Origin of the sequence: Pseudomonas sp. AU11447, from assembly GCF_001672555.2 — a bacterium.
Taxonomy (GTDB): Bacteria; Pseudomonadota; Gammaproteobacteria; order Pseudomonadales; family Pseudomonadaceae; genus Pseudomonas; species Pseudomonas nitroreducens.
The window spans coordinates 218,372-241,543 of record NZ_LZDG02000018.1 but is presented as its reverse complement, the minus strand read 5'-3'; the positions used below and the strand labels follow the sequence as shown (position 1 = coordinate 241,543).

Genomic DNA, 23,172 nt, shown 5'->3' with positions numbered 1-23,172 from the left:
GGCATAGGGGTCAGAAGGGCAGGCTGAGGGCGGGATCGACCGCTTTCAGCTGGGTACGGAACACGTCCTTGATGCGTTCCAGTTCGTCCTGGGAATCCGCCTCGAAGCGCAGCACCAGCACCGGAGTGGTGTTGGACGCGCGAACCAGGCCCCAGCCTTTGGGGTAATCCACACGCACGCCGTCGAGGGTGGTGAGGTTGGCTTCACCCCACTGGCCGCGGGCCTGCAGCGCCTCGATCAGGGCGAACTTGCCCTCGTCGGTGACGGTGATGTTGATTTCCGGGGTGGAGATGTCCATCGGGAACGCGGAGAACACGCGCTCGGCATCGCGCTTGTCCAGGCTGATGATTTCCAGCAGGCGCGCGGCGCTGTAGATGCCGTCGTCGAAGCCGTACCAGCGCTCCTTGAAGAAGATGTGGCCGCTCATCTCGCCGGCGAGCAGGGCGCCGGTTTCCTTCATTTTCTTCTTGATCAGCGAGTGGCCGGTCTTCCACATCACCGGGCGACCGCCGTAGCCGCTGATCAGCGAGATCAGGCGACGGGTGCATTTGACGTCGAAGATGATGTCGGCGCCCGGGTTGCGCGAGACAACGTCCTTGGCGAACAGCATCAGCAGGCGGTCCGGATAGATGATGGTGCCTTCGTTGGTCACCACGCCCACGCGGTCGCCGTCGCCGTCGAAGGCCAGGCCCAGGTCGGCGCCGGTCTCTTTCACCTTGGCGATCAGGTCTTCCAGGTTCTCCGGCTTGCCCGGATCCGGGTGGTGGTTGGGGAAGGTGCCGTCGACATCGCAGTACAGCGGGATCACGGTGCAGCCCAGGGCTTCGATCAGTTGCGGGGCGATCACGCCGGCCACGCCGTTGCCGCAGTCCACCACCACTTTCAGCGGCTTGGCCAGGGCGATGTCGTCGCGAATCTGCTGGAAGTAGCGCGGCAGGATGTCGATCTGCTGCACGCTGCCCACGCCAGAGGCGAGGTCATCGTTCTGGATGCGCTCGCGCAGGGCCTGGATCTGTTCGTTGGCCAGGGTCTCGCCGGCGACGACGATCTTGAAGCCGTTGTAGTCCGGCGGGTTGTGGCTGCCGGTGAGCATCACGCCCGATTTGCCTTCCAGGACGTTGGCGGCGTAGTACAGGACCGGGGTGGGCACCATGCCGATGTCGGTGACCTGGCAACCGCAATCGACCAGGCCCTGGATCAGCTGCTGGACCAGCTCGGGGCCGGACAGGCGGCCATCGCGGCCCACGGAGACGCACGGCTCGCCGCGCGCCAGGCTTTCGGAACCGATCGCGCGGCCGACCCAGTAGGCAGTCTCGGCGGTCAGGGTATCGCCGACCACGCCACGGATGTCATAGGCGCGGAAGATGCTGGCGGGCAGTTGCGGGGCTTTAGGCGTGCTCATAGCGGGTGTTTGCTCCAATCCCAGGAGATCCTGGTCTTCATCAAGAATGTCGATGTCCAGAATGTCAGTGTTCTGGAATAGCGGATCGACCAATGGCGATTCGGTGGCAGCGGCCGGGGCGCTGGCAGCGGTGGCAGCCGGGATCGGCTGGACGGGAGCTGCGGGCGCGGCGGGTGCGCTGGCACCGGGTGTTTCGGTCTTGCGGCGTGGCTGGCGGGCCAGCGCCTGAGCCAGTGCCTGCAGACTCGGCAGGCTCAGCTCAGGTGCTTTGGCAGTGCGTTGGCCGGCGAGTTCCTGAATGAACTGGCCCAGGGCCTGGGCATCCTTGCTGACCCGGCGCTGCATCGCACTTTGCGCAAGATAGAGGCCAAGCAGGCCGCCCACCAGTGCCAGCAGGGCGGCGATACCCAGCAGGGTTGGCGAGTACAGATGGTCGGTGACGGTCGGGCCGGGGGTGAAGCTCAGCTTCCAGTTCGGATTGCCACTGGGCAGCGCTACCGGAGCGGCGTCACTGGCCTGCCCGCGTTGCAGCAGCAACTGGGCCGGCGAGTTGCCGAACTGCTGGGAAATCTGCAACTGACCGATGTCGGCGGACATCGGCGGCAGGTTGCCGAGCAGGCGCTGCAGGTCGACGACCAGCAGCAGCGAACCCTGGATCGAGTTGTCCGCGGCGCGCAGGGCGACGGGGTTGTAGACCAGCCAGCGGGTGCCGACCTTGTAGGCTTCCGGCGCTACGGCCTGGCCGCTTTCGACGCGATGCAGCATATCCAGCGCGGCGTAGTTCAGCGGGCCGGGGCGGGCGGTGTCCTGCACGGCCTGACCATTGGCGTTCAGGTGGACGTCCACCAGCCCGTCCAGATGGCCCTGGGTCAGCGCCTTCTCCAGCGCGGCAATGCGCGTTGGATCGTTGCTCTGCAGGACGGGCAGCAGTTGCGGGTCGCCCGCCATGGCGCGGCTGTCGGCCGCCAGCAGGTTCAGGGACTGGCGCAGCGCACCGGCCTGGCTTTCCGACCATGCGTTGCTCAGCTGGGTAACGTGAGCCTTGTCGGCCTGGCCGAACAGGCTGAACCACAGCAGCGCGCCGGCCGCCGCTACACCGCCCACGGTAAGGACGAAGGATGGCAGCAGTGGTTTGAGGTCGACCTTGGGGGCCGATCCCTTGACGGGCTTCTCCGCCGGTACGAGTTCCGGCAGTTCGGCGCTGTCCTTGGCAGTGCGTTGGAAAAGTTTCATGCAACGTCTCCTCGGCGATTCATCCTGAAATGGGTAGGGGTCAATGGCTGCCGGAGTGCCCGAAGCCGCCGGCACCGCGCTGGCTTTCGTCGAAGCTCTCGACCAGCTCGAAATGCGCCTGCACCACCGGCACCAGCACCAGCTGCGCGATGCGCTCGCCGATGGCGATCTTGAAAGCGGTATTGCCGCGGTTCCAGCAGGAGACCATCAGCTCGCCCTGGTAGTCCGAGTCGATCAGGCCGACCAGGTTGCCCAGCACGATGCCGTGCTTGTGGCCCAGGCCCGAGCGCGGAAGGATCAGCGCGGCCAGGCCAGGATCGGCGACGTAGATGGACAGGCCGGTGGGGATCAGCACGGTCTGGCCCGGCTCGAGGATGAGGTCGTCCTTGAGCATGGCGCGCAGGTCGAGGCCGGCGGAACCCGGGGTGGCGTACTGCGGCAGCGGGAAGTCGCTGCCCAGGCGGGAGTCGAGGATCTTGGCTTGCAGGGAATGCATTGAGTTCTCAGTGTTGATTGATGCGTTCGGCGATGAAGGCGATCAGCTGGCGGGCAATCTTGCCCTTGCTGGTCTGGGCGAACGCAGTCTTGTGCAATTCGCGGTCGATGACCGTGATGGCGTTCTCTTCACTATTGAAGCCGATTGACGGATTTGCCACGTCATTGGCGACAATCAGGTCGAGATTCTTGTCCTTGAGCTTGCGCGAGGCGTACTCGAGCAGGTTCTCGGTCTCCGCCGCGAAGCCGACGCTGAAGGGCCGGTCCTCGCGCAGCGAGAGGGTGGCGAGGATGTCGGGATTGCGCACCAGCTGCAAGAGCAGGCCATCACCCTTGGTGGGATCTTTCTTCAGCTTCTGGGTCGCGACCAGCTCCGGGCGGTAGTCGGCCACGGCGGCGGAGGCGATCAGGATGTCCGCCGGCATTGCCGCTTCGCAGGCGGCGAGCATGTCGCGGGCGCTGACCACGTCGACGCGGCTCACCCGGTCCGGAGTCGGCAGGTGCACCGGGCCGGTCACCAGGGTCACGCGGGCGCCGGCCTCGGCGGCCGCCTCTGCCAGGGCGAAGCCCATCTTCCCGGAGCTGTGGTTGGTGATGTAGCGCACCGGGTCGATGTTTTCCTGGGTCGGCCCGGCGGTGATCAGGATGTGCTGGCCGGTCAGTGCCTTGAACTCGAAGCAGTCCGCGGCCAGCTGCGCCAGTTCCCCGGCCTCGAGCATGCGCCCGGGGCCGACGTCGCCGCAGGCCTGGCTGCCGGCAGCGGGGCCGAAGAAGTGCAGGCCACGGCTGCGCAGCAGCTCGGCGTTGACCTGGGTGGCCGGGTCGCGCCACATGGCCTGGTTCATTGCCGGGGCGAGGGCAACCTGCGCATCGGTGGCCAGTACCAGGGTGGTCAGCAGATCGTTGGCCACGCCCTGGGCCAGGCGCGCCATGAGGTCGGCGGTGGCGGGGGCGATCAGTACCAGGTCGGCCCAGCGGGCCAGCTCGATATGCCCCATGGCCGCTTCGGCGGCGGGGTCGAGCAGGTCCAGGTGCACTGGATGACCGGAAAGGGCCTGAAGGGTGAGCGGGGTGATGAACTCGCGGCCGCCCTGGGTCATCACGACACGCACCTCGGCGCCCTGGTCGCGCAACCGGCGGACCAGTTCGGCGCTCTTGTAGGCGGCGATACCGCCGCCGACGCCCAGAACGATGCGTTTACGATAGAGCCGCTGCATAGGCCAGCCTTAAATACGGAAATGGATGACGCGCGCTGAAGCCGACGACGCCTCCCCAGGCCTCCGGCTGCGCGAAGCGAGGGGGCTAAGATAGCACAGCGCCTGCGCGGGAACAGCGGGCGGCCTGACCGGGAGGTTCCTTGAGTATTCGTGACTGGCCTGCGGCGGAGCGTCCGCGGGAAAAGCTTCTCGAACGGGGCGCAGCGAGCCTGAGCGACGCCGAGTTGCTGGCGATCTTCCTGCGTACCGGCGTGGTTGGCTGCAGTGCCGTCGACCTGGCGCGGCGGCTGCTCAGCGAGTTCGGCAGCCTGCGGGCCCTGCTGGAGGCAGACCTGGAATCGTTCTGCAGTCACCTGGGGCTGGGCGTCGCCAAGTTCGTGCAGCTGCAGGCCGTGCTGGAAATTGCCCGGCGCCACCTGGCCGAACAGCTCAGTCGCGACTCGGCGCTGGAAAGCCCCCAGGCCGTGCGTGACTTTCTCAAGGCACGCTTACGCCACGAGCACCACGAGGTATTCGCCTGCCTGTTCATGGACAACCGCCACCGGGTGCTGGACTTCGAAGTGCTGTTCCACGGCTCCATCGACAGCGCCGCCGTCTATCCCCGGCAGATCGTCAAGCGCGCGCTGGCGCACAACGCCGCCGCGCTGATCCTGGCGCACAACCATCCCTCGGGGATCTGCGAGCCGAGCCACTCCGACCGCCTGCTGACCCGCCGCATCATCGAGGCGCTGGCGCTCATCGACGTACGCGTGCTGGATCACTTCATCGTCGGTGACGGCGAGCCGCAATCAATGGCCGAGTTGGGGCTGGTCTGAAATGCGCCGCTGGATATCGCGCAGCAGGCGTCGGCGAATCAGCCCGCTGACCGGGCGGATCGCCAGCCAGTAAGGTGTGAACAGCAGGCGGCTGCGGCGGTCCGGGCAGTGCACGCGGGTTTCCGTTCGGACCTGGGTGTAGCCGTCCCGATCCGTCGGCTCGCAGGAAAAGTGCAGCATCAGCCTGGCTGTGCCGGGCTCGGCGAAGCGCCGGAAGGCTTCGCCGTCCGCGCACGAACGCAGGCCGAAGTCGCTGCGCCAGAAGCGTCCAACCAGCCCATAGCCGATTTCCCGGTCGGCGTGGCGCCCCAGCAGGGTGAACTCGTGCAGGCCGAAGCGCGGGCGATCAGCCAGCGCGTTGCGTAACCCCAGGCGCAGGGCGAGCCGCGCCGGTGCCTCGCGGATCTGCAGGAAGCGCTGTACCAGCGGGTCCTGCTCGACGGTGAGCTGGGTCACTGCGTCCAGCACCTGGCCGGGTGACGCCCGCATGTTCAGCGTGTGCCGCTCGGAGAACTGGAACTCCGGTAGCAGATGATTGAGCAGGGCGTCGCTCAAAGCTGCACCTTGGAGAAATCCTGGCGACCGAAGGGGCTGACTGAATAACCCTTCACGTTCTGTTGGGTGAGCGCCGAAGCGGTCGGGTGTGCCAGCGGCAGCCACAGCGCCTGATCGTGGATGATCTGCTGGGCCTGGTGGTACAGCGCGCTGCGCTTGGCCTGGTCGGCGACCGCCTTGCCCTGGCTGATCAGGCCGTCGAGCTTCTCGTCGCAATAACGGGCGAAGTTGAGGCCGGACTTCACGCTGGCGCAGGAGAATTGCGGGGTGAGGAAGTTGTCCGGGTCGCCGTTGTCACCGGCCCAGCCCATGAACAGCAGGTCATGCTCGCCGGCCTTGGCACGGCGAATCAGCTCGCCCCATTCGATCACGCGGATCTCGGCCTGGATGCCGATCTGCGCCAGGTCCGCCTGCAGCAGTTGCGCGCCGACGCTGGGGTTGGGGTTGAGCAGGCTGCCGGAGGGGCGGGTCCAGATGGTGGTCTTGAAGCCTTCCTTGTGCCCGGCTTCGGCCAGCAGGGCGCGGGCCTTGTCCAGGTCACGGGGATAGCCTTGGATGTCCTTGGCGTAGCTCCAGGTGTTGGGCGGGTACACGCCGTCGGCGACGGTGGCGCTGCCGGCGAACACGCTCTTGAGGTAGGTGCCCTTGTCGAAGGCAAGGTTGATCGCCTGGCGCACCTTGGGGTTGTCCAGCGGCGGGTGCTGGCTGTTGATGCCGACGAAGGCGGTCATGAAGGCTGGGGTCTGCTCGACCTTGAGGTCGGCGCTCTTGGTCGCCGCCTCGACGTCCAGGGGCTTGGGCGACAGGGCGATCTGGCATTCGCCGCGCTTGAGCTTCTGCAGGCGCACGCTGGCGTCCGGGGTGATGGCGAACACCAGGTTATCCACAGCCGGCTTGCCGCCGAAGTACTCGGCGTTGGCGCTGTAGCGCACCACGGCGTCCTTCTGGAAGCGCTTGAAGACGAAGGGCCCGGTGCCGATCGGCTGGGCGTTGAGCTTCTCCGGGGTGCCGGCCTTCATCAGCTGGTCGGCGTACTCGGCCGAATAGATTGAGGCGAAGCCCATGCTGAGCATTGCCAGGAAGGTCGCGTCCGGGTGGTTGAGGGTGAAGCGCACATGGCGCTCATCGACCCTCTCCACGGCTTTTACCAGGCTCGGCAGCTGCATGGACTGGGCATGGGGGAAGCCGCTCTGCGCGACCTTGTGCCAGGGCTGGGCCGGGTCGAGCATGCGCTGGAAACTGAACACCACGTCGTCGGCGCTCAGCGTGCGGCTGGGCTTGAAGTAGTCGGTGTGGTGGAAGGCTACGCCATCGCGCAACTGGAAGTCGTAGGTCAGGCCGTCATCGGAGACCTTCCAGCTTTCGGCCAGGCTCGGTACTACGGCGCCCTTTGCAGCATCGAAGTCCACCAGGCGGTTCATCAGTACGTCGGCCGAGGCGTTGGTGGTGGTCAGCGAGTTGTACTGGACCACGTCGAAGCCTTCGGGGCTGGCTTCGGTGCAGACACTCAGCGAGGCGGCACTGGCGAGGGCGGGAGAAAGAAGGAGGGCGAGAAGGGCAAGACGCATGACGGACTCCGTGTAAGCTGGCAAGATGCCCATCCGCGAGGCTGGGCGGGTCATGCAAGGCTGTTGGCAGCCTCGAAGGAGCTACCCTAGACCAAGCCGCTGCCCGTCACAACGATGACAGGCGACGAACGGCACCAGTGCCGCGGCCCGCGGGGGCTGGCGTCGGCTTTTCCGAGTCATGCTTTCCCTTGCAGCGTGAAGTGACTTTCTGATATAAAGCTGCGCTCTTTTCTGGGGCCCTGCCTGATCCTGCGACTCGATCGCGGCGAAGCGGCAGTTAAGACCCCGGTGAAACTGAGAATCCTATTGAGTTAAGCAGCCAACCCATGCCGGGTTTGGCATGTGGTTTACAGAGGGCTGAGCCATGTCGAGAGTTTGCCAAGTGACCGGTAAGGGTCCGGTTACCGGGAATAACATTTCCCACGCACACAACAAAACCCGTCGCCGTTTCCTGCCGAACCTGCAGCATCACCGTTTCTGGGTTGAATCCGAGAAGCGCTTCGTGCGTCTGCGCGTTTCCGCCAAAGGCATGCGTATCATCGACAAGCGTGGCATCGAGGCCGTTCTGAACGACCTGCGCGCCCGCGGCGAAAAATTCTAAGGAGCTGCAGTCATGCGCGAACTGATCCGTTTGGTGTCCAGCGCCGGTACCGGCCACTTCTACACCACCGACAAGAACAAGCGTACCAAGCCTGAGAAAATCGAGATCAAGAAATACGATCCGGTTGTTCGCAAGCACGTGATCTACAAGGAAGCCAAGATCAAGTAATTGATCTTCGTCCTTGTGAAGAAACCCGCCCCTCGTGGCGGGTTTTTTCTTTCCCGCGGTTTCTGACGGAACCGCGGGCACAAAAAAGCCCGCCGATCGGCGGGCTTTTTCATGTTCGGTGGATCAGGCCTTCTGCTCGAAGATCACGTAGACCTTGCGGCACGGCTCCAGTACTTCCCAGGTGCCGCTGAAGCCGGCGGGGATGACGAAGCGGTCGCCGACGCGCACGGTCTTGGCGCCGCCATTGGCGTCACGGATCACCGACACGCCCTGGAGAATCTCGCAGTACTCGTGCTCGGTGTAGCTGACGTTCCAGTGGCCCGGCTCGCCTTCCCAGATGCCCACGTTGAACTGGCCGCAGTCGCTGGCGTAGTGGTTGCGCACGTTCTGCGCCGGGTCGCCCTTGATGATGCGGTCCGGAGCGGGGCGGTAGTGTTCCGGGGCGGTGGTGGCCTGGGCGAAATCGACGATCTGCTCGACGTTCATGGCGGTCTCGGTTCTTTAGAGTTGTAGGCGAGAGTGCGTGCGGGCACGCGCAGCGCTGTTGGTTATTTACTCCGAAGCGGCTGTCGGAAAACCATCAGCCGACGAATCAGGGCAGTCTATGTTTAATAAAACGAACGTGACAAGGCCATTTGGCCGCTTAGTGTAAAAAATATTGAAAATTGGCTGCCTCCGGTTTAGGGTTGCCAACAGCATGCGTTTGCTCCGCCTTGCGGAATATTTGACAGCGCGCCCACGCCGGGCGCCTGCACCTGAATAAGTACATTAATAAGAGGACACGTTGTCATGGGTACCCTCACTCGCGCCGATTGGGAAGCTCGCGCCAAGGACCTGAAGATCGAAGGCCGCGCCTTCGTCAACGGTGAATACGTCGACGCCGCATCCGGCGCCACCTTCGACTGCATCAGCCCTGTGGATGGCCGCTTCCTGGCCAAGGTCGCCAGCTGCGACCTGGCCGATGCCGAAAGTGCCGTGCAGGTTGCCCGTGCTGCCTTCGACTCCGGCGTGTGGTCGCGCCTGGCCCCGGCCAAGCGCAAGAAGGTCATGATCCGATTCTCCGAGCTGCTGCTGGAGAACGCTGAGGAACTGGCCCTGCTGGAAACCCTCGACATGGGCAAGCCGATCAGCGACTCGCTGAGCATCGACGTGTCCAGCGCCGCCAACAGCCTGCGCTGGAGCGGTGAAGCGATCGACAAGATCTACGACGAAGTCGCTGCCACCGCCCACAACGAACTGGGCCTGGTCACCCGCGAGCCGGTCGGCGTCGTCGCCGCCATCGTGCCGTGGAACTTCCCGCTGCTGATGACCTGCTGGAAGCTCGGCCCGGCGCTGACCACCGGTAACTCGGTGATCCTCAAGCCTTCCGAGAAGTCCCCGCTGACCGGTATCCGTATCGCCCAGCTGGCCATCGAGGCCGGCATCCCGAAAGGCGTGTTCAACGTCCTGCCGGGCTTCGGCCACACCGTGGGCAAGGCCCTGGCCCTGCACATGGACGTCGACACCCTGGTGTTCACCGGTTCGACCAAGATCGCCAAGCAGCTGATGATCTACGCGGGCGAATCCAACATGAAGCGCGTCTGGCTGGAAGCCGGCGGCAAGAGCCCGAACATCGTCTTCGCTGACGCGCCGGACCTGAAAGCCGCTGCCGAAGCCGCTGCCAGCGCCATCGCCTTCAACCAGGGCGAAGTCTGCACCGCTGGCTCGCGCCTGCTGGTGGAGAAGTCGATCAAGGCCGAGTTCGTGCCGATGGTCGTCGAAGCCATCAAGGCCTGGAAGCCGGGCAACCCGCTGGACCCGGAAACCAACGTCGGTGCGCTGGTCGACACCACCCAGATGAACAACGTGCTGAGCTACATCCAGGCTGGCCACGACGACGGCGCCAAGCTGGTGGCCGGCGGCAAGCGCACCCTGGAAGAGACTGGCGGTACCTACGTCGAGCCGACCATCTTCGACGGCGTGACCAACGCCATGCGCATCGCTCGTGAAGAGATCTTCGGCCCGGTGCTGTCGGTCATCGAGTTCACCGATGCCGAAGAAGCCGTGCGCATCGCCAACGACACTCCGTACGGCCTGGCCGCGGCGGTGTGGACCAGCGACCTGTCCAAGGCCCACCTGACCGCCAAGGCGCTGCGCGCCGGCAGCGTGTGGGTGAACCAGTACGACGGCGGCGACATGACCGCTCCGTTCGGCGGCTTCAAGCAGTCCGGCAACGGCCGCGACAAGTCGCTGCACGCCTTTGATAAATACACCGAGCTGAAAGCCACCTGGATCAAACTCTGATCCTCGGCTGAAGCAGGTCGGCCTCGATCCAGGGGCCGGCTCTGACAAAGAGCCACACCCGCGGCCGGGTTTCCCTCAGGGAAACCCGGCCGCTGTGCATTGCGCATCGGGCACCCTCGCGCCCGGCGTGCGCTCCGGATGGAACGGGAGAAAGACAATGCGTTGGGTTCCTTATTTTGCTGTGTGTGCTGCCGTGATCAGCATCGGTCTGGCCCTGGGCCTGACCATGCCGCTGGTTTCTCTGCGTCTGGAGAGCTGGGGTTACGGTAACTTCGCCATCGGCGTCATGGCGTCCACGCCTGCGGTGGGCGTACTGCTGGGCGCAATGATCGCCGGCCGCCTCGCCGCGCGGGTCGGCACACCGCTGCTGATGCGTATCTGCCTGATTTCCGGGGCCTTCTCGGTGGGCCTGCTGGCGCTGCTGCAGAGCTATCCGGTCTGGCTGATCCTGCGCCTGCTGATCGGTGTACAGCTGACTGTGGTGTTCATCCTCGGGGAGAGCTGGATCAACCAGTTGGCCATCGAGAAGTGGCGCGGCCGCCTGGTCGCCTTGTATGGCACTGGCTATGCGCTGAGCCAGCTGTCCGGCCCGGTGCTGCTGACCTTCATCGGCACCGCCGACGACCGTGGTTTCTGGTTCAGCGTCTGCCTGCTGGTGGGTGGTTCTTTGTTGCTGCTCGGCCGCACCGGCGCGCCCAAGGTCGACCCGCACAGTGCCAATGGCCGCGGGTTGTTCAGCTTCTGCGCCCAGCTTCCGGCGATTGCCTGGGCGGTGGTGCTGTTCGCCGGCTTCGAGGCCATGATCCTCACCCTGCTGCCGGTGTATGGCATCCAGCAGGGCTTCACCCAGGCCGTGGCACTGGCGATGGTCAGCACCGTGGTGGTCGGTGATGCACTGCTGCAACTGCCCATCGGCTGGCTGGCCGACCGCATCTCCCGGCAGACGTTGTTCAAGGGCTGCGGCATCGTGCTGTTCCTCAGCAGCCTGGCCATGCCGCTGCTGCTGCACCATAGCGCCATCTGGCCGGTGCTGGTGCTGTTCGGCGCCAGTGCGGGCGGGTTGTTCACCCTGTCGCTGATCTTGATTGGCGAGCGCTACCGTGACGACGCGCTGGTTCGCGCCAACGCGCATATCGCTCAGCTGTGGGGGATAGGCTGCCTGATCGGCCCCCTGGCGACCGGCGCGGCCAGCCAGTGGATCAGCGGCCATGCGCTACCGCTGGTGATGGCGCTGGGCGCTGCGGGGTTCGTGGTGCTGGTGTCCTATCGCGGCTTGCCGCCGGTGATGCGCGCGACCGACGCCGAACTGCAGCAGGAGCGCTCCTAGAGCATCTTCTCCAGCCCGATGGCGCCGGCGATCCATACGTTGAGCCGGCGCCAGACGTTGCCCGGTTCACGGTCCAGTGCCACCAGCTTGCCGCCACGCTCCTCGATCCAGATCAGCTTCGGCGGCTCGCTGCCCGGCGCTATCTTCACTTGGTAGCTGACGCTGGGCGACATGCTCGCCAGCGCCAGGCGGCGCACCTGGTCGGCCAGTTCCGGGCTGTCGACGATGATGCCGACCTCGGTGTTCCACAGCACCGAGCGCGGGTCGAAGTTCAGCGAGCCGACGAACACCTTCTGCTGGTCGAACACCGCCGCCTTGCTGTGCAGGCTGGCGCTGCTCGACCCGCGCACCATCCACGGCGCTCCGGAGAGGCGCTGGTCCGGGTCGGCGCGCAGCTCGTAGAGCTTCACCCCATGCTCCAGCAGCTCCAGGCGGTAGGGCGCGTAACCGGCGTGCACGGCCGGCACGTCGGTTGCTTCCAGCGAGTTGGTCAGCAAGCGCACGCTGACGCCGCTTTCGGCGCGCTGGGTCAGGTAGTCGACGCCGGCGCTGGTCGGCACGAAGTAGGCCGAGACCAGGATCAGCTCCTTCGACACTTCGTCGAACAGCGGCTGTAACTGGGTGCTGAGCAACTGCTCGCCTTTCGGATCGCCCTGGTCGAGTACCTTCAGTGGCGTATCCCAGACCGCCTTGCCCGGTGCCCAGACCAGGTCGTCCAGCCAGTTCTGCAGGTGCGGGCGGTCGCTGTTGCGATTCAGCCGGGCGATATAGCTGGAGCTCTTCACCCGCTCCTTCGCCAGGTAGTGATCCAGCTTGCGGCGCATGCGGTTCAGCTCGTCGAGGTCCGGCTCGCCCCACAGATAGTCCTCGATGGGCCGGCTGATGCGGCTGTTCCAGTATTGGTCGAAGCTCTCTCCCAGCGACTGGGCCACCGGCCCGACGCCCATCAGGTCGAGGTCGCTGAAGTTCATCTCGGCCTTGGCGTCGAAGTACTCGTCGCCCAGGTTGCGGCCGCCGACGATGGCCACGCTGTTGTCCGCCAGCAGCAACTTGTTGTGCATTCGCCGATGCTGCTCGGAGAGGTTGAACAGCCGCCCGAGGTTGCGCGTGACGCCGGTACTGCGGCCCAGGTGCAGCGGATTGAACAGGCGCACCTGGATGTTCGGGTGGGCGGCGAGCGTGCCCAGTTCGTAGTCCCAGCCATCGCTGCTGGTGTCGTCGATCAGGATGCGCACGCGCACGCCGCGATCCGCTGCGTGCAACAGTTCGCGGATCAGCGCGCGGGTGGTGAGGCCGTCGTGGACGATGTAGTACTGGACGTCGAGGCTGCGCTGGGCCTTGCGGATCAGCTCGGCGCGGGCGAGGAAGGCGTCGACGCTGGACGCCAGCAGGTGGAAGCCGGACTGGCCGGGATGAGCGGCGGCGCGCTCGCTGATCTCATTGTCCAGCCGCGTGCCCTGCACCGGCAGCACGTGCGAGGGCTCGGGCGGTGGCGCACTGGCGCAGCCAGCCAGGGCCAGCAGGATCAGCAGGAGCAGGCGTGGAAGCAAGGGAAGTCTCCGACAAGCCCGCCGGTGACGGGCTGCGGAAGATTCTAGCCGCTGCAGCGCGCAGGGGTCAGCCGCCGAGGGTTTCCTTGAAGCGGTACCAGGCCATGCCCAGGGCCAGCAATGGCGAGCGCAGCAGCTTGCCGCCGGGGAAGGTGATGTGCGGCACCTTGGCGAACAGCTCGAAGCCGCTGCCCTGCTGGCCGGCAATGGCCTCGGCGAGCAACTTGCCGGCCAGGTGCGTGGCGTTCACCCCGTGGCCGGCATAGGCCTGGGCGAAGTACACATTGGGCTGGTCGGGCAGGCGGCCGATCTGCGGCAGGCGGTTGGCACCGATGCCGATCATCCCGCCCCACTGGTAGTCGATGCGCAGGTTTTCCAGGTGCGGGAAGACCTTGAGCATCTTCGGTCGCATATAGGCGGCGATGTCCGCCGGGTCGCGCCCGGAGTAATGGCAGGCACCGCCGAACAGCAGGCGGTTGTCGGCGGAAAGGCGGTAGTAGTCCAGCGCCACGCGCTGGTCGCACACGGCCATGTTCTGCGGCAGCAGGGCATGGGCCTGTTCGGCGGACAGCGGCTCGGTGGCGATGACGTAGCTGCCGGCAGGCAGCACCTTGCCGTCGAGGTAGGGATTGAGGCGGTTCTGGTAGGCGTTGCAGGCGATCACCAGGGATTTGGCGCGCACGCTGCCCTGGGCGGTGCGCACGCGCACTTCGCTGCCGTAGTCGATGCCGGTGACGGCGGAGTTCTCGAACAGCTTCACGCCCAGGCTCTGCGCCGCGGCCGCTTCGCCCAAGGCGAGGTTGAGCGGGTGCAGGTGGCCCGAGCCCATGTCCACCATGCCGCCGACATAGAGGTCGGAGCCGACGATGGAGCGCATTTCCTCCTTCGGGACCATGCGCAGTTCGTGGCGGTAGCCGAGGCTCTTCAGTTCGTCGAAGTCTTCCTGGAAGCCTTCGACGTCGGAAGGCTTGTTGGCCAGGTCGCAGTAGCCCCAGGTCAGGTCGCAGTCGATGGCGTACTGCTCGACGCGGCGACGGACGATTTCCACCGCCTCCAGGCCCATCAGCTTGATGGCATGGACGCCTTCGGCACCGATCACCGGCTCGAATTGCTCCAGGCCATGGCCGACGCCGCGGATCAGTTGGCCGCCGTTGCGGCCGCTGGCGCCCCAGCCGATCTGGTGGGCTTCCAGCAGGATCACCGAGAACCCGCGCTCGGCCAGTTCGATGGCCGTGTTCAGCCCGGAGAAACCACCGCCGATGATGCACACGTCGGCCCTTTCCTCGCCGGCCAGGGGCGGTACTTCGAGGCGCCGATTGACGCTCGCGGCGTAGTAGGACGGGGCGTGGCGGTCGGTGTGTACCGGCTGGTGAACGCGGGCGTTCATGTGCGATATCCTGATTTTTGTGTTGTTAAAATTTTACGCAGGATAAACGCCGACTTCCCGCCCAGCCAATAGGCAGCGGCGCAAAAAACGCCGGGAAGTCGTAAATAAACTCGATGAGCCTGCCGCGAATGGCGGGAATCAGTCCGGCTTTTTAGTCCGGCTATTTAGTCGGGGATAGGCAGGGTGAGGCTTTCCTTCACCTCTTCCATCACGATGTAGCTCTTGGACTCGCGGACATGGGGCAGCTTGAGCAGGATGTCGCCCAGCAGCTTGCGGTAGGAGGCCATCTCCGAGATGCGCGCCTTCACCAGGTAGTCGAAGTGGCCCGACACCAGGTGGCACTCCAGCACGTGGGGCAGCTTGAGCACCGAGCGGCGGAAGTCCTCGAAGGTGTCACCGGATTTGTAGTCCAGGCTGATTTCGACGAACACCAGCAGGCTTGCTTTCAGGTACTGCGGGTTCAGCCGGGCGTTGTAGCCCATGATGATCCCCTCGCGCTCCAGCCGGCGCACGCGCTCGGTGCACGGCGTGGTGGAGAGGCCGACGCGCTCGCCCAGTTCGGTGAAGGAGATGCGACCCTCTTCCTGCAGGATGCGCAGGATATTGCGGTCGATCTTGTCCAGTTCGCGGCGGCTTTGGTGCTGGGTTCTCATGGGAAAGACTCTGGGATGAGCTTTGGGGGAATATCGGCAATATAGTCGGTTGTGTAGGGAATATCACTGGCAACCCTTGAACTTCCCGCGCCGGGCGGCCAGCCTGTAGGCCAGAGTTCTGCCATTTCCGGCTGCAATCGCCTGTTTTTTCCGGAGCCTTCGCATGTCGTTCCCCCGCCTGCGCACCGTCCTCCTGCTGCTGTTGCTGCTCCTGGCACTGGCGGTCGGCGCGGTGTGGCTGGCGATTCCGAGGCTGCTGGCCAACGCCGGGGTGAGCATCGAACAGTGGCAGGGCCTGAGCGTTTCGCGACAAGGGCTGACCCTGGAGCAGATGGCTCTTCAGCGGCAGACACCCGATGGTGCGCGGTTGGCCATCCAGTTGCGCGAGGTCCGCGTCGGCTGGCCCGAACATGCCGATGGCCGCTGGCGCTTGAAGGAGCTGGCCGCCGGCAGGATCGCTGTCCGCCAATGGCCGGGAGAGCGCGCGGAAGGCGAGGAGGTCGCGCTGCCGGACCTGGCGCAACTCAATCGCTGGCTGGCGCTGCTGCCCGGACGCCTGGCGCTGGAACAGGTTTTCCTCGAGCTGCCCTGTGCCCGCGAGCAGCGTTGCACCCTCAACGGCAGCGCCCACTGGCAGCAGATCCCGGGCGGCGCCGCAGCGCTGGGCGGCGAGTTGCGCCAGGGCGGGCAGCAGCTCGCCTTCAATGGCCTGTTGCAGCCCGGCGACGGGCAGTGGCGCCTGCAACTGGACAGCTTCCTCGACAACGAACAGCTGCTGTCGCTGGATTCGACCTGGGCGCCGGGCGCCCGCCAGCTCAGCGGCAGCCTTGCCAGCCCCGCCGTGCCGCCGGTGCAGGCGGTGCGCAACTGGCTGGGCATGTGGTTGCCAACGCCGAACCTGCCGCTGCCTATCCCCGAAGCCGGCCGCCTGCGCCTGAGCTGGAATACGCAGCTGGCTGGCAACGCCGCGTGGCCGGACTGGCCCGGCCTGCGCGATGGCCGCGGCAACATCGATCTTTCCCTGCAATTGCCGCAACCCTGGCCGCTGCCGGGCCTGGGCAACCTGCAGGGCGACCTGCGGCTGATCGCCAGCGGCACCGACGTTGGCTGGCGGCCCTCGGTGCTCAGCGGCGATCTGCGCCTGTCCGACCTCTACGGCGACTGGCTGCAGGCGCTGCCAGTGGGCCTGCGCCCGGCACGACTGACGCTGCACATGGAGCCCGGCGTGGATGAAGAGGCCGGTAGTGTTCGCGCCGAGCTGCACGCCGTGGGCGCCGCCGATCTGCGCCTGCGTTCCCGTGTGGCATTGCTGGAAGCGACGCCGCTGGCGCTGCAACTGATGGATTCGCGGCTCGAAGGCAAGGTCCCGCACCTTGAGCTGGCCGGCTTGCGTGGCGACAGCAGCCGTCTCGACCTGAGCTTCGAGGGGCGCATCGACCAGCAGTCCGCCAACGTCGCCTTCGCGGATGGCGCGCAACTCCAGGTCGGCACCCTGGCCGGGCCGCAGTCGCTCAAGGCGAGCAAGCTCAGCGCCGTTCTCGGCAAGGGCGCGCTCGACCTGGGCTATGCGGCCGATGCGCCGGCCACCCTGCAACTGAGTGCGCCGCTGAAACTGGCCGTGGGCGAACTGCGCCAGCCCCACGTCAAACCGCTTTCCTGGAATGCCCTGGGGACGCTGGCGGCGAGCCTCGACAGCCAGCAGTTCAAGGGCCGCCTGCTGAACAGCGGCGGGCTGAATGCCGAAGTCGATCTGAACAATTCCGCCAGGCAGGGCGTTGCGCTGGTTGCGCGCCAGCCGGAGTTCTTCCTGCGCACCGGCAACCCGCTGGAGAAGTCCCTTGGCGACTGGCCGGCGCTGCTCAGCCTGAACAACGGCAAGGCCAGCTTCGACCTGAACTGGCGCCTGCCACCGGGTAGCGCGCCGCAGAGCCTGGGCCTGAACCTGCGCGGGCAAGGTCTGGAGGGCGTGTACGACCGCAGCGAGGTCCATGGCCTCGACCTGCAGGCGAAGTTCGCGCTGAACGGCTCGCAGATGGAGCTGCAACTGCCGCAGGTGAAAGTCGCCTCGCTCAACCCCGGCGTGACACTGGGGCCGCTGTCGCTGCAGGGCAACTACAGGGGCTCGCTGGCCGCACCGTTGGCCGGGCGGGTCGACTGGCAGCAGGCGGAGCTCGGTATGTTCAACGGTCGCGCATGGCTACCGCCGGGGGGCGTGGATCTTTCCGCGCGCCGCGAGGGTCTGACGCTGAAACTGGAAGGGCTGGCGCTGGAGGTGATCCTGACGGCCTACCCGGCGGAAGGGCTGTCCGGCAACGGCATCATCGACGGCAACCTGCCGCTGGGCCTGCACGAAGGCAAGCTGGTCATCCACGGCGGAGAAGTCGCCGCACGGCAGCCCGGCGTGCTGCAATTCCGTTCGGAGAAGATCCGCTCCCTGGGCCAGAGCAACCCGGCCATGCAACTGGTGGCCACGGCCATCGACGATTTCCGCTACGACAAACTGAGCAGCCGCGTGGATTATGATGAATCGGGCAAGCTGCTCCTCGCCCTGAGCCTGAGCGGGCGCAACCCGGCGCTGGAGCAGGGCCGGCCGATCAACCTCAATGTCAATCTGGAGGAGAACGTGCCCAAGCTGCTCACCAGCCTGCAACTGAGCGACCGGGTCAGCGACACCATTCGCAAGCGCGTGCAGGAACGCCTGCGCAACGACCCGGCCGCCGCGCCATGACCGCAAGGAGAACCCCGATGCGCCTTCGCGCCGTTTTACCCTTCCTGCTCCTGGCAGGCGTCGTCCAGGGCTGCACGCCTACCGTGCAGCTGGCCGCGCCCAAGGAGCCGATCAACATCAACCTCAACGTGAAGATCGAGCACGAGATCTATATCAAGGTCGACAAGGCGCTCGACGGCATCATCAACGAGAACAGTGGCCTGTTCTGAGAAGGAGCCTTTGCATGAGATTGCACCGCAAACTGGGCGTCGCGCTGGTCGCCCTCTGCCTGAGCCTGCCGGTCATGGCCATGAGCCTGGAGCAGGCGATGTCTGCCCTGGGTGGCGCCAAGTCCCAGGGTCTGGTCGGTGAACAGACCGACGGCTACCTGGGCGTCGTGAAGAATGGCGGTGACGCCGCCGATATCGCCGCGCAGATCAACGCGGCACGCCGCGCCGAATACCAGAAGGTTGCCGGGCAGAGCGGCGCCAAGCTGGCTGACGTCGAAGCGCTGGCTGGCAAGAAGGCCATCGAACGTACGCCATCGGGGCAGTACGTGCAGGTCAATGGTCAGTGGGTACGCAAGTAGCCGCGTCAAGGGGAATTCCCTGCTCGCCGCCACTTGTGGCGGCGAGTCCGGGGGCTGGCGGCGAGAGCAGGTAATTCCCGTCGGGGAATGGTCCGGCGCGAGAAGTTCTGGTCAATCCCATTTCGTTCGCTATTTACTCTGGATCTGGTGAAATTTTCGCCAGATCCTCGACCATTCGGTCTCGGGTGAAAATGCCGTAATCCTGGTGGATGTCCCTCCGTGAAAGCGACTTTTGCCAGGAATTTTCGTCAAATACCGCATCGCAATCAGTGAATATCGCTGAGCCTGACTTCCTATACTGCGCGCATCTACGTTCAGAATAAGAAACGTCTGCGCCCCTGGCGCGACGTAGGAGGCAAAGATGCGCGTTCTGGTGCTTGGCAGCGGTGTGATCGGTACCGCCAGTGCTTACTATCTCGCCCGTGCCGGCTTCGAAGTGGTCGTCGTCGACCGCCAGCCCGGCCCGGCCCTGGAAACCAGCTTCGCCAACGCCGGCCAGGTGTCGCCTGGCTACGCCTCGCCCTGGGCCGCCCCGGGCATCCCGCTCAAGGCCATGAAATGGCTGCTGCAGACCCACGCCCCGCTGGCCATCAAGCTGACTGGTGACCCCAGCCAGTACAGCTGGATGTGGCAGATGCTGCGCAACTGCAACGCCAAGAGCTACGCGGTGAACAAGGAGCGCATGGTGCGCCTGTCCGAGTACAGCCGCGACTGCCTCGACGAGCTGCGCGCGGAGACCGGCATCACCTACGAAGGCCGCTCCCTGGGCACCACCCAGCTGTTCCGCACCCAGGCTCAGCTGGATTCCGCCGCCAAGGACATCGCCGTCCTGGAAAGCACCGGCGTTCCTTATGAAGTGCTGGACCGCGCCGGCATTGCCCGCGTCGAGCCGGCCCTGGCCAAGGTGGCCGACAAGCTGGTCGGCGCCCTGCGCCTGCCCAACGACCAGACCGGCGACTGCCAGATGTTCACCACCAAGCTGGCCGAGATGGCCAAGGCCCTGGGCGTGGAATTCCGCTTCGGCCAGGACATCCAGCGCCTGGACTTCGCCGGTGACCGTATCAACGGCGTCTGGGTCGATGGCCAACTGGTCACCGCCGACCGCTACGTGCTGGCGCTGGGCAGCTACTCGCCGCAGATGCTCAAGCCGCTGGGCATCGACGCCCCGGTCTACCCGCTCAAGGGTTACTCGCTGACCGTGCCGATCACCAACCCGGACATGGCGCCGACCTCGACCATTCTCGACGAGACCTACAAGGTCGCGATCACCCGTTTCGACCAGCGCATCCGCGTCGGCGGCATGGCGGAAATCGCCGGCTTCGACCTGTCGCTGAACCCGCGTCGCCGCGCCACCCTGGAAATGATCACCACCGACCTCTATCCGGAAGGCGGCGATGTCAGCCAGGCGGAATTCTGGACCGGCCTGCGCCCGGCTACCCCGGACGGCACACCGATCGTCGGTGCCACCCGCTATCGCAACCTGTTCCTCAATACCGGCCACGGCACCCTGGGCTGGACCATGGCGTGCGGCTCGGGCCGCTACCTCGCCGACCTGATGGCCAAGAAGCGTCCGCAGATCAGCACCGAAGGTCTGGATATCTCCCGCTACGGTTCCACTTCGGAGGCTCAGAATGGCCATCCAGCGCCTGCACACTAATCAGCGGATGAGCCAGGTCGTCGTTCACAATGGCACGGTGTACCTCGCCGGCCAGGTGGCGGACGACCTCACCGCCGACGTCGAGCAACAGACCCGCGAAGTCCTCGCCAGCGTCGAGCGCCTGCTCGACGAGGCCGGCACCGACAAGTCGCGTGTCCTCTCGGCAACCATCTACCTCAAGGACGTCGCCGCCGACTTTGCCGGCATGAACGGCGTCTGGGACCAGTGGGTCCCGCAGGGCTGCGCCCCGGCGCGCGCCACCGTCCAGGCGGCGCTGTGCTACCCGGAGATCCTCGTCGAGATCTCCATCGTCGCCGCACTGCCCTGATCGTTTTTGCGTGGCCCGGCCGGAGCGCCGGGTTTTTTTCGTCTGCAGTTTCGTACCACGTTGATAAAAAGAGAGCCTCGCCATGCGTCCCGCCCGTGCCCTGATCGATCTCGCCGCCCTGCGCCACAACTACCGCCTGGCCCGTGAAGTCACCGGCGCGCGAGCGCTGGCCGTGGTCAAGGCCGACGCCTACGGCCACGGTGCAGTGGTCTGCGCCCGCGCCCTGGAAGGCGAGGCTGACGGCTTCGCCGTGGCGTGCATCGAGGAAGCGCTGGAGCTGCGCGAAGCCGGCATCCGTGCGCCAATCCTGCTGCTCGAAGGCTTCTTCGAGGCCAGCGAACTGGAACTGATCGACGCCCATGATTTCTGGTGCGTGGTGCACTCGGCCTGGCAGCTGGAGGCCATCGAGCGTGCCCGCCCGAGCAAGCCGCTGACCGTCTGGCTGAAGATGGACTCGGGTATGCACCGAGTCGGCTTCTTCCCGCAGGACTACGCCGCCGCTCTGGCACGCCTGAAGGCGCTGCCCCACGTGGCCAAGGTCGTGCTGATGAGCCACTTCTCCCGCGCCGACGAGCTGGACTGCGCCCGCACCGAAGAGCAGGTTGCCGCTTTCCAGGCCGTGCGCGAAGCCGCAGGCCAGGGCCATGAGATCAGCCTGCGCAATTCCCCCGGCATCCTCGGCTGGTCCGAAGTGCCCAGTGACTGGGTGCGTCCCGGCATCATGCTCTACGGCGCCACTCCGTTCGAGCAGGCCCATCCGCTGGCGGACCAACTGCGCCCGGTGATGACCCTGGAATCCCAGGTCATCAGCATCCGCGAACTGCCGGCCGGCGAGCCGGTGGGCTACGGCGCGCGCTTCATCGCCGACCGCCCGGTACGCGTCGGCGTGGTCGCCATGGGCTACGCCGACGGCTATCCGCGCCACGCGCCGGACGGTACGCCGGTGTTCATCGACGGCAAGCCCAGCCGCATCATTGGCCGTGTGTCCATGGACATGCTCACCGTGGACCTGACCGACCTGCCGCAGGCAGGCCTGGGCAGCCGCGTCGAACTCTGGGGCCCGAACGTCCCCGCCAGCCAACTGGCTTCCCTGTGCGGCAGCATTCCCTACCAGCTGTTCTGCAACCTCAAGCGCGTCCCGCGGGTCTATAGCGGCGAGTGACGGATACCGCCCGTAAAGTTTGCGCAGGATCGTCGGGCGATCTGTTGTAAATACTGAACGGTGTTGCCATGATACGTGGCACTTGGAACCCGCTCGGCTCAAGCCGCTGCGGGTTCTGCCTTTCAGAGCCTGTTTTTGATCTCGCGAGCTAGAGCAGACCAAGGCGAAAGTGGTTGAGGGCGCGGAATTTACGCCAGTAAATGAGCATCCCGGAGGCGCTTTCAACGCAGTGATGCCGACGCGCAGCAGATCAAAGACAGGTTCTTGAGCCTGCCTGATACAAAAATAAGGAGGACCCCACCCTTGGACGTCGGTGCTCGTCTGCAAGCCATCCGTAAGCTCAAAGGTTTGTCCCAGCGCGAACTCGCCAAACGGGCGGGTGTGACCAACAGCACAATCTCGATGATCGAGAAGAACAGCGTCAGCCCCTCCATCAGTTCGCTGAAGAAAGTGCTGGGTGGTATTCCGATGTCCCTGGTCGAGTTCTTTTCCCTCGATCTTGAGCAGAGCAGCAACACTCCTGTGGTCTACAAGGCAGACGAACTCAGCGACCTGTCCAGTGGCTCGATCATCATGAAGCTGATCGGCAAGGACTATCCCAGCCGTGCCATCACCCTGCTCGACGAGACCTACCCGCCGGGTTCCGACACCGGTGACGACATGTATGCCCACGAAGGCGAAGAGACCGGCGTACTGGTCGAAGGCCGTCTGGAACTGACCGTCGGCGACGAGACTTTCGTCCTCGAATGTGGCGACAGCTACTATTTCGACAGCACCAAGCCGCACCGCTTCCGTAATCCGTTCGAAACCCCGGCACGACTGATCAGCGCGACCACACCGGCAAATTTTTGAACAGCCGGTAGGACCGGCCAGATCAGCTGCGACCTAATGCCGCAAAGGCCGGCAAGGTGGCGCAATTGTTTCGAGCTTCCCGGCTTTGCCGTTATACTTGCGCCCGCTCGCGCGGCCCGAGACTGTGACTGCACCGCGACCGGGCGTGATAAGCCACGATGAGGGTGAAAGGGTGAACCTGATTAGAAAAATCCTGGCAGCCCAAGCTGCCGTACTGGCCCTGTGGGCAGTGAGCGTTCAGGCCGCGACCAACGATGACGCCATTGCCAAGCGTCTCGAACCTGTCGGCAAAGTCTGCGTCCAGGGCAAGGAATGCGAAGGCGTTGGCGCCGTAGCAGCTGCCGGTGGTGGCGGTGCCCCGCGTTCGGGCGAAGAGATTGTCGGCAAGGTTTGCACCAACTGCCACGGTAGCGGCCTGCTGGGCGCGCCGAAAGTTGGCGACAAGGCCGAGTGGGGCAAGCGCGCGAAAGAGCAGGGCGGCCTCGACGGCCTGCTGGCCAAGGCTATCTCGGGTATCAACGCCATGCCGCCCAAAGGCACCTGCGCTGATTGCTCCGATGATGAGCTGAAAGCTGCGATTCACCACATGTCCGGCCTGTAACAGCCGACCTGTGCGAAAAAGC

Annotated in this window: 22 protein-coding genes; 13 read left to right on the top strand and 9 right to left on the bottom strand. The window is 65.4% G+C overall.

Annotated elements, in window-relative coordinates; translation table 11 throughout:
- Positions 1-10: 10 nt before the first annotated feature.
- The 3 genes from A6723_RS04690 to coaBC are packed head-to-tail and all read right to left on the bottom strand — an operon-like array spanning position 11 to position 4,347.
- Positions 11-2,635, bottom strand: a complete 2,625-nt coding sequence (locus tag A6723_RS04690) for a phosphomannomutase/phosphoglucomutase (protein WP_054910063.1) — start codon at positions 2,633-2,635, stop codon at positions 11-13.
- A gap of 40 nt (positions 2,636-2,675) precedes the next feature.
- Positions 2,676-3,131 carry a dUTP diphosphatase gene (gene dut, locus A6723_RS04685; RefSeq protein ID WP_054910064.1) on the bottom strand — a complete coding sequence of 152 codons (456 nt, stop codon included), beginning with the start codon at positions 3,129-3,131 and terminating at the stop codon, positions 2,676-2,678.
- Positions 3,132-3,138: 7 nt separating this feature from the next.
- Positions 3,139-4,347 carry a bifunctional phosphopantothenoylcysteine decarboxylase/phosphopantothenate--cysteine ligase CoaBC gene (coaBC, locus tag A6723_RS04680; protein WP_054910065.1) on the bottom strand — a complete coding sequence of 403 codons (1,209 nt, stop codon included), beginning with the start codon at positions 4,345-4,347 and terminating at the stop codon, positions 3,139-3,141.
- 140 nt (positions 4,348-4,487) lie between these two features.
- Here coaBC and radC point away from each other — a divergent pair, with 140 nt between their 5' ends.
- The gene (gene radC, locus A6723_RS04675) at positions 4,488-5,162 is read left to right on the top strand and encodes a DNA repair protein RadC (protein WP_054910066.1); all 675 of its coding nucleotides are present in this window, start codon (positions 4,488-4,490) and stop codon (positions 5,160-5,162) included.
- Here radC and A6723_RS04670 read toward each other — a convergent pair.
- Positions 5,136-5,717, bottom strand: a complete 582-nt coding sequence (locus A6723_RS04670; RefSeq protein WP_256234581.1) for a hypothetical protein — start codon at positions 5,715-5,717, stop codon at positions 5,136-5,138. The genes radC and A6723_RS04670 overlap by 27 nt on opposite strands.
- Complete coding sequence (locus A6723_RS04665) at positions 5,714-7,285, bottom strand: ABC transporter substrate-binding protein (protein WP_054910067.1); 1,572 nt, start codon at positions 7,283-7,285, stop codon at positions 5,714-5,716. The genes A6723_RS04670 and A6723_RS04665 overlap by 4 nt, the downstream gene beginning before the upstream one ends.
- Positions 7,286-7,649: 364 nt before the next feature.
- Here A6723_RS04665 and rpmB point away from each other — a divergent pair, with 364 nt between their 5' ends.
- A complete protein-coding gene (gene rpmB / locus A6723_RS04660; RefSeq protein ID WP_009614118.1) occupies positions 7,650-7,886 on the top strand; it encodes a 50S ribosomal protein L28 in 237 nt (78 codons plus the stop codon).
- A gap of 12 nt (positions 7,887-7,898) precedes the next feature.
- Complete coding sequence (gene rpmG / locus A6723_RS04655; RefSeq protein ID WP_017520721.1) at positions 7,899-8,054, top strand: 50S ribosomal protein L33; 156 nt, start codon at positions 7,899-7,901, stop codon at positions 8,052-8,054.
- Positions 8,055-8,177: 123 nt separating this feature from the next.
- Here rpmG and A6723_RS04650 read toward each other — a convergent pair whose 3' ends face one another.
- Entirely contained in the window at positions 8,178-8,540 is a 363-nt protein-coding gene (locus A6723_RS04650) for a cupin domain-containing protein (protein ID WP_024762072.1), read from the bottom strand.
- A 303-nt stretch (positions 8,541-8,843) separates the two neighbouring features.
- On the opposite strand from A6723_RS04650, the gene A6723_RS04645 reads away from it, so the two are divergent.
- Positions 8,844-10,337, top strand: coding sequence for an aldehyde dehydrogenase (locus A6723_RS04645; RefSeq protein WP_024762073.1), 1,494 nt, complete (start codon positions 8,844-8,846; stop codon positions 10,335-10,337).
- 157 nt (positions 10,338-10,494) lie between these two features.
- Complete coding sequence (locus A6723_RS04640) at positions 10,495-11,664, top strand: MFS transporter (protein WP_054910068.1); 1,170 nt, start codon at positions 10,495-10,497, stop codon at positions 11,662-11,664.
- Here the strand turns inward: A6723_RS04640 and A6723_RS04635 are convergent.
- The 3 genes from A6723_RS04635 to dadR form a co-directional block, all read right to left on the bottom strand.
- Positions 11,661-13,214: a phospholipase D family protein gene (locus tag A6723_RS04635; protein WP_054910069.1), complete on the bottom strand. Its 1,554-nt coding sequence runs from the start codon at positions 13,212-13,214 to the stop codon at positions 11,661-11,663. The genes A6723_RS04640 and A6723_RS04635 overlap by 4 nt on opposite strands.
- A 67-nt stretch (positions 13,215-13,281) precedes the next feature.
- Positions 13,282-14,601, bottom strand: coding sequence for an FAD-binding oxidoreductase (locus A6723_RS04630; RefSeq protein WP_054910070.1), 1,320 nt, complete (start codon positions 14,599-14,601; stop codon positions 13,282-13,284).
- A 164-nt stretch (positions 14,602-14,765) separates the two neighbouring features.
- A complete protein-coding gene (gene dadR, locus A6723_RS04625; protein ID WP_015479539.1) occupies positions 14,766-15,254 on the bottom strand; it encodes a transcriptional regulator DadR in 489 nt (162 codons plus the stop codon).
- Positions 15,255-15,417: 163 nt separating this feature from the next.
- Between dadR and A6723_RS04620 the strand changes: the two genes are divergently transcribed.
- From A6723_RS04620 to A6723_RS04585, 8 genes are all read left to right on the top strand, one after another.
- Entirely contained in the window at positions 15,418-17,982 is a 2,565-nt protein-coding gene (locus tag A6723_RS04620; protein ID WP_054910071.1) for a YdbH domain-containing protein, read from the top strand.
- 17 nt (positions 17,983-17,999) lie between these two features.
- Positions 18,000-18,191, top strand: a complete 192-nt coding sequence (locus A6723_RS04615; RefSeq protein ID WP_024762075.1) for a YnbE family lipoprotein — start codon at positions 18,000-18,002, stop codon at positions 18,189-18,191.
- Positions 18,192-18,205: 14 nt separating this feature from the next.
- Complete coding sequence (locus A6723_RS04610) at positions 18,206-18,550, top strand: YdbL family protein (protein WP_024762076.1); 345 nt, start codon at positions 18,206-18,208, stop codon at positions 18,548-18,550.
- Positions 18,551-18,911: 361 nt separating this feature from the next.
- Positions 18,912-20,207 carry a D-amino acid dehydrogenase gene (gene dadA, locus A6723_RS04605; RefSeq protein WP_024762077.1) on the top strand — a complete coding sequence of 432 codons (1,296 nt, stop codon included), beginning with the start codon at positions 18,912-18,914 and terminating at the stop codon, positions 20,205-20,207.
- A complete protein-coding gene (locus A6723_RS04600) occupies positions 20,182-20,535 on the top strand; it encodes a RidA family protein (RefSeq protein WP_024762078.1) in 354 nt (117 codons plus the stop codon). Before dadA ends, A6723_RS04600 begins: the two co-directional genes overlap by 26 nt.
- 82 nt (positions 20,536-20,617) lie before the next feature.
- Positions 20,618-21,697 (top strand): alanine racemase, encoded by a 1,080-nt coding sequence (gene alr / locus A6723_RS04595; protein ID WP_054910072.1) that lies wholly within the window; start codon positions 20,618-20,620, stop codon positions 21,695-21,697.
- A 303-nt stretch (positions 21,698-22,000) separates the two neighbouring features.
- A complete protein-coding gene (locus A6723_RS04590; RefSeq protein ID WP_037009703.1) occupies positions 22,001-22,549 on the top strand; it encodes a cupin domain-containing protein in 549 nt (182 codons plus the stop codon).
- Positions 22,550-22,721: 172 nt separating this feature from the next.
- Entirely contained in the window at positions 22,722-23,150 is a 429-nt protein-coding gene (locus tag A6723_RS04585; RefSeq protein WP_054910073.1) for a cytochrome c5 family protein, read from the top strand.
- Positions 23,151-23,172 lie beyond the last annotated feature (22 nt).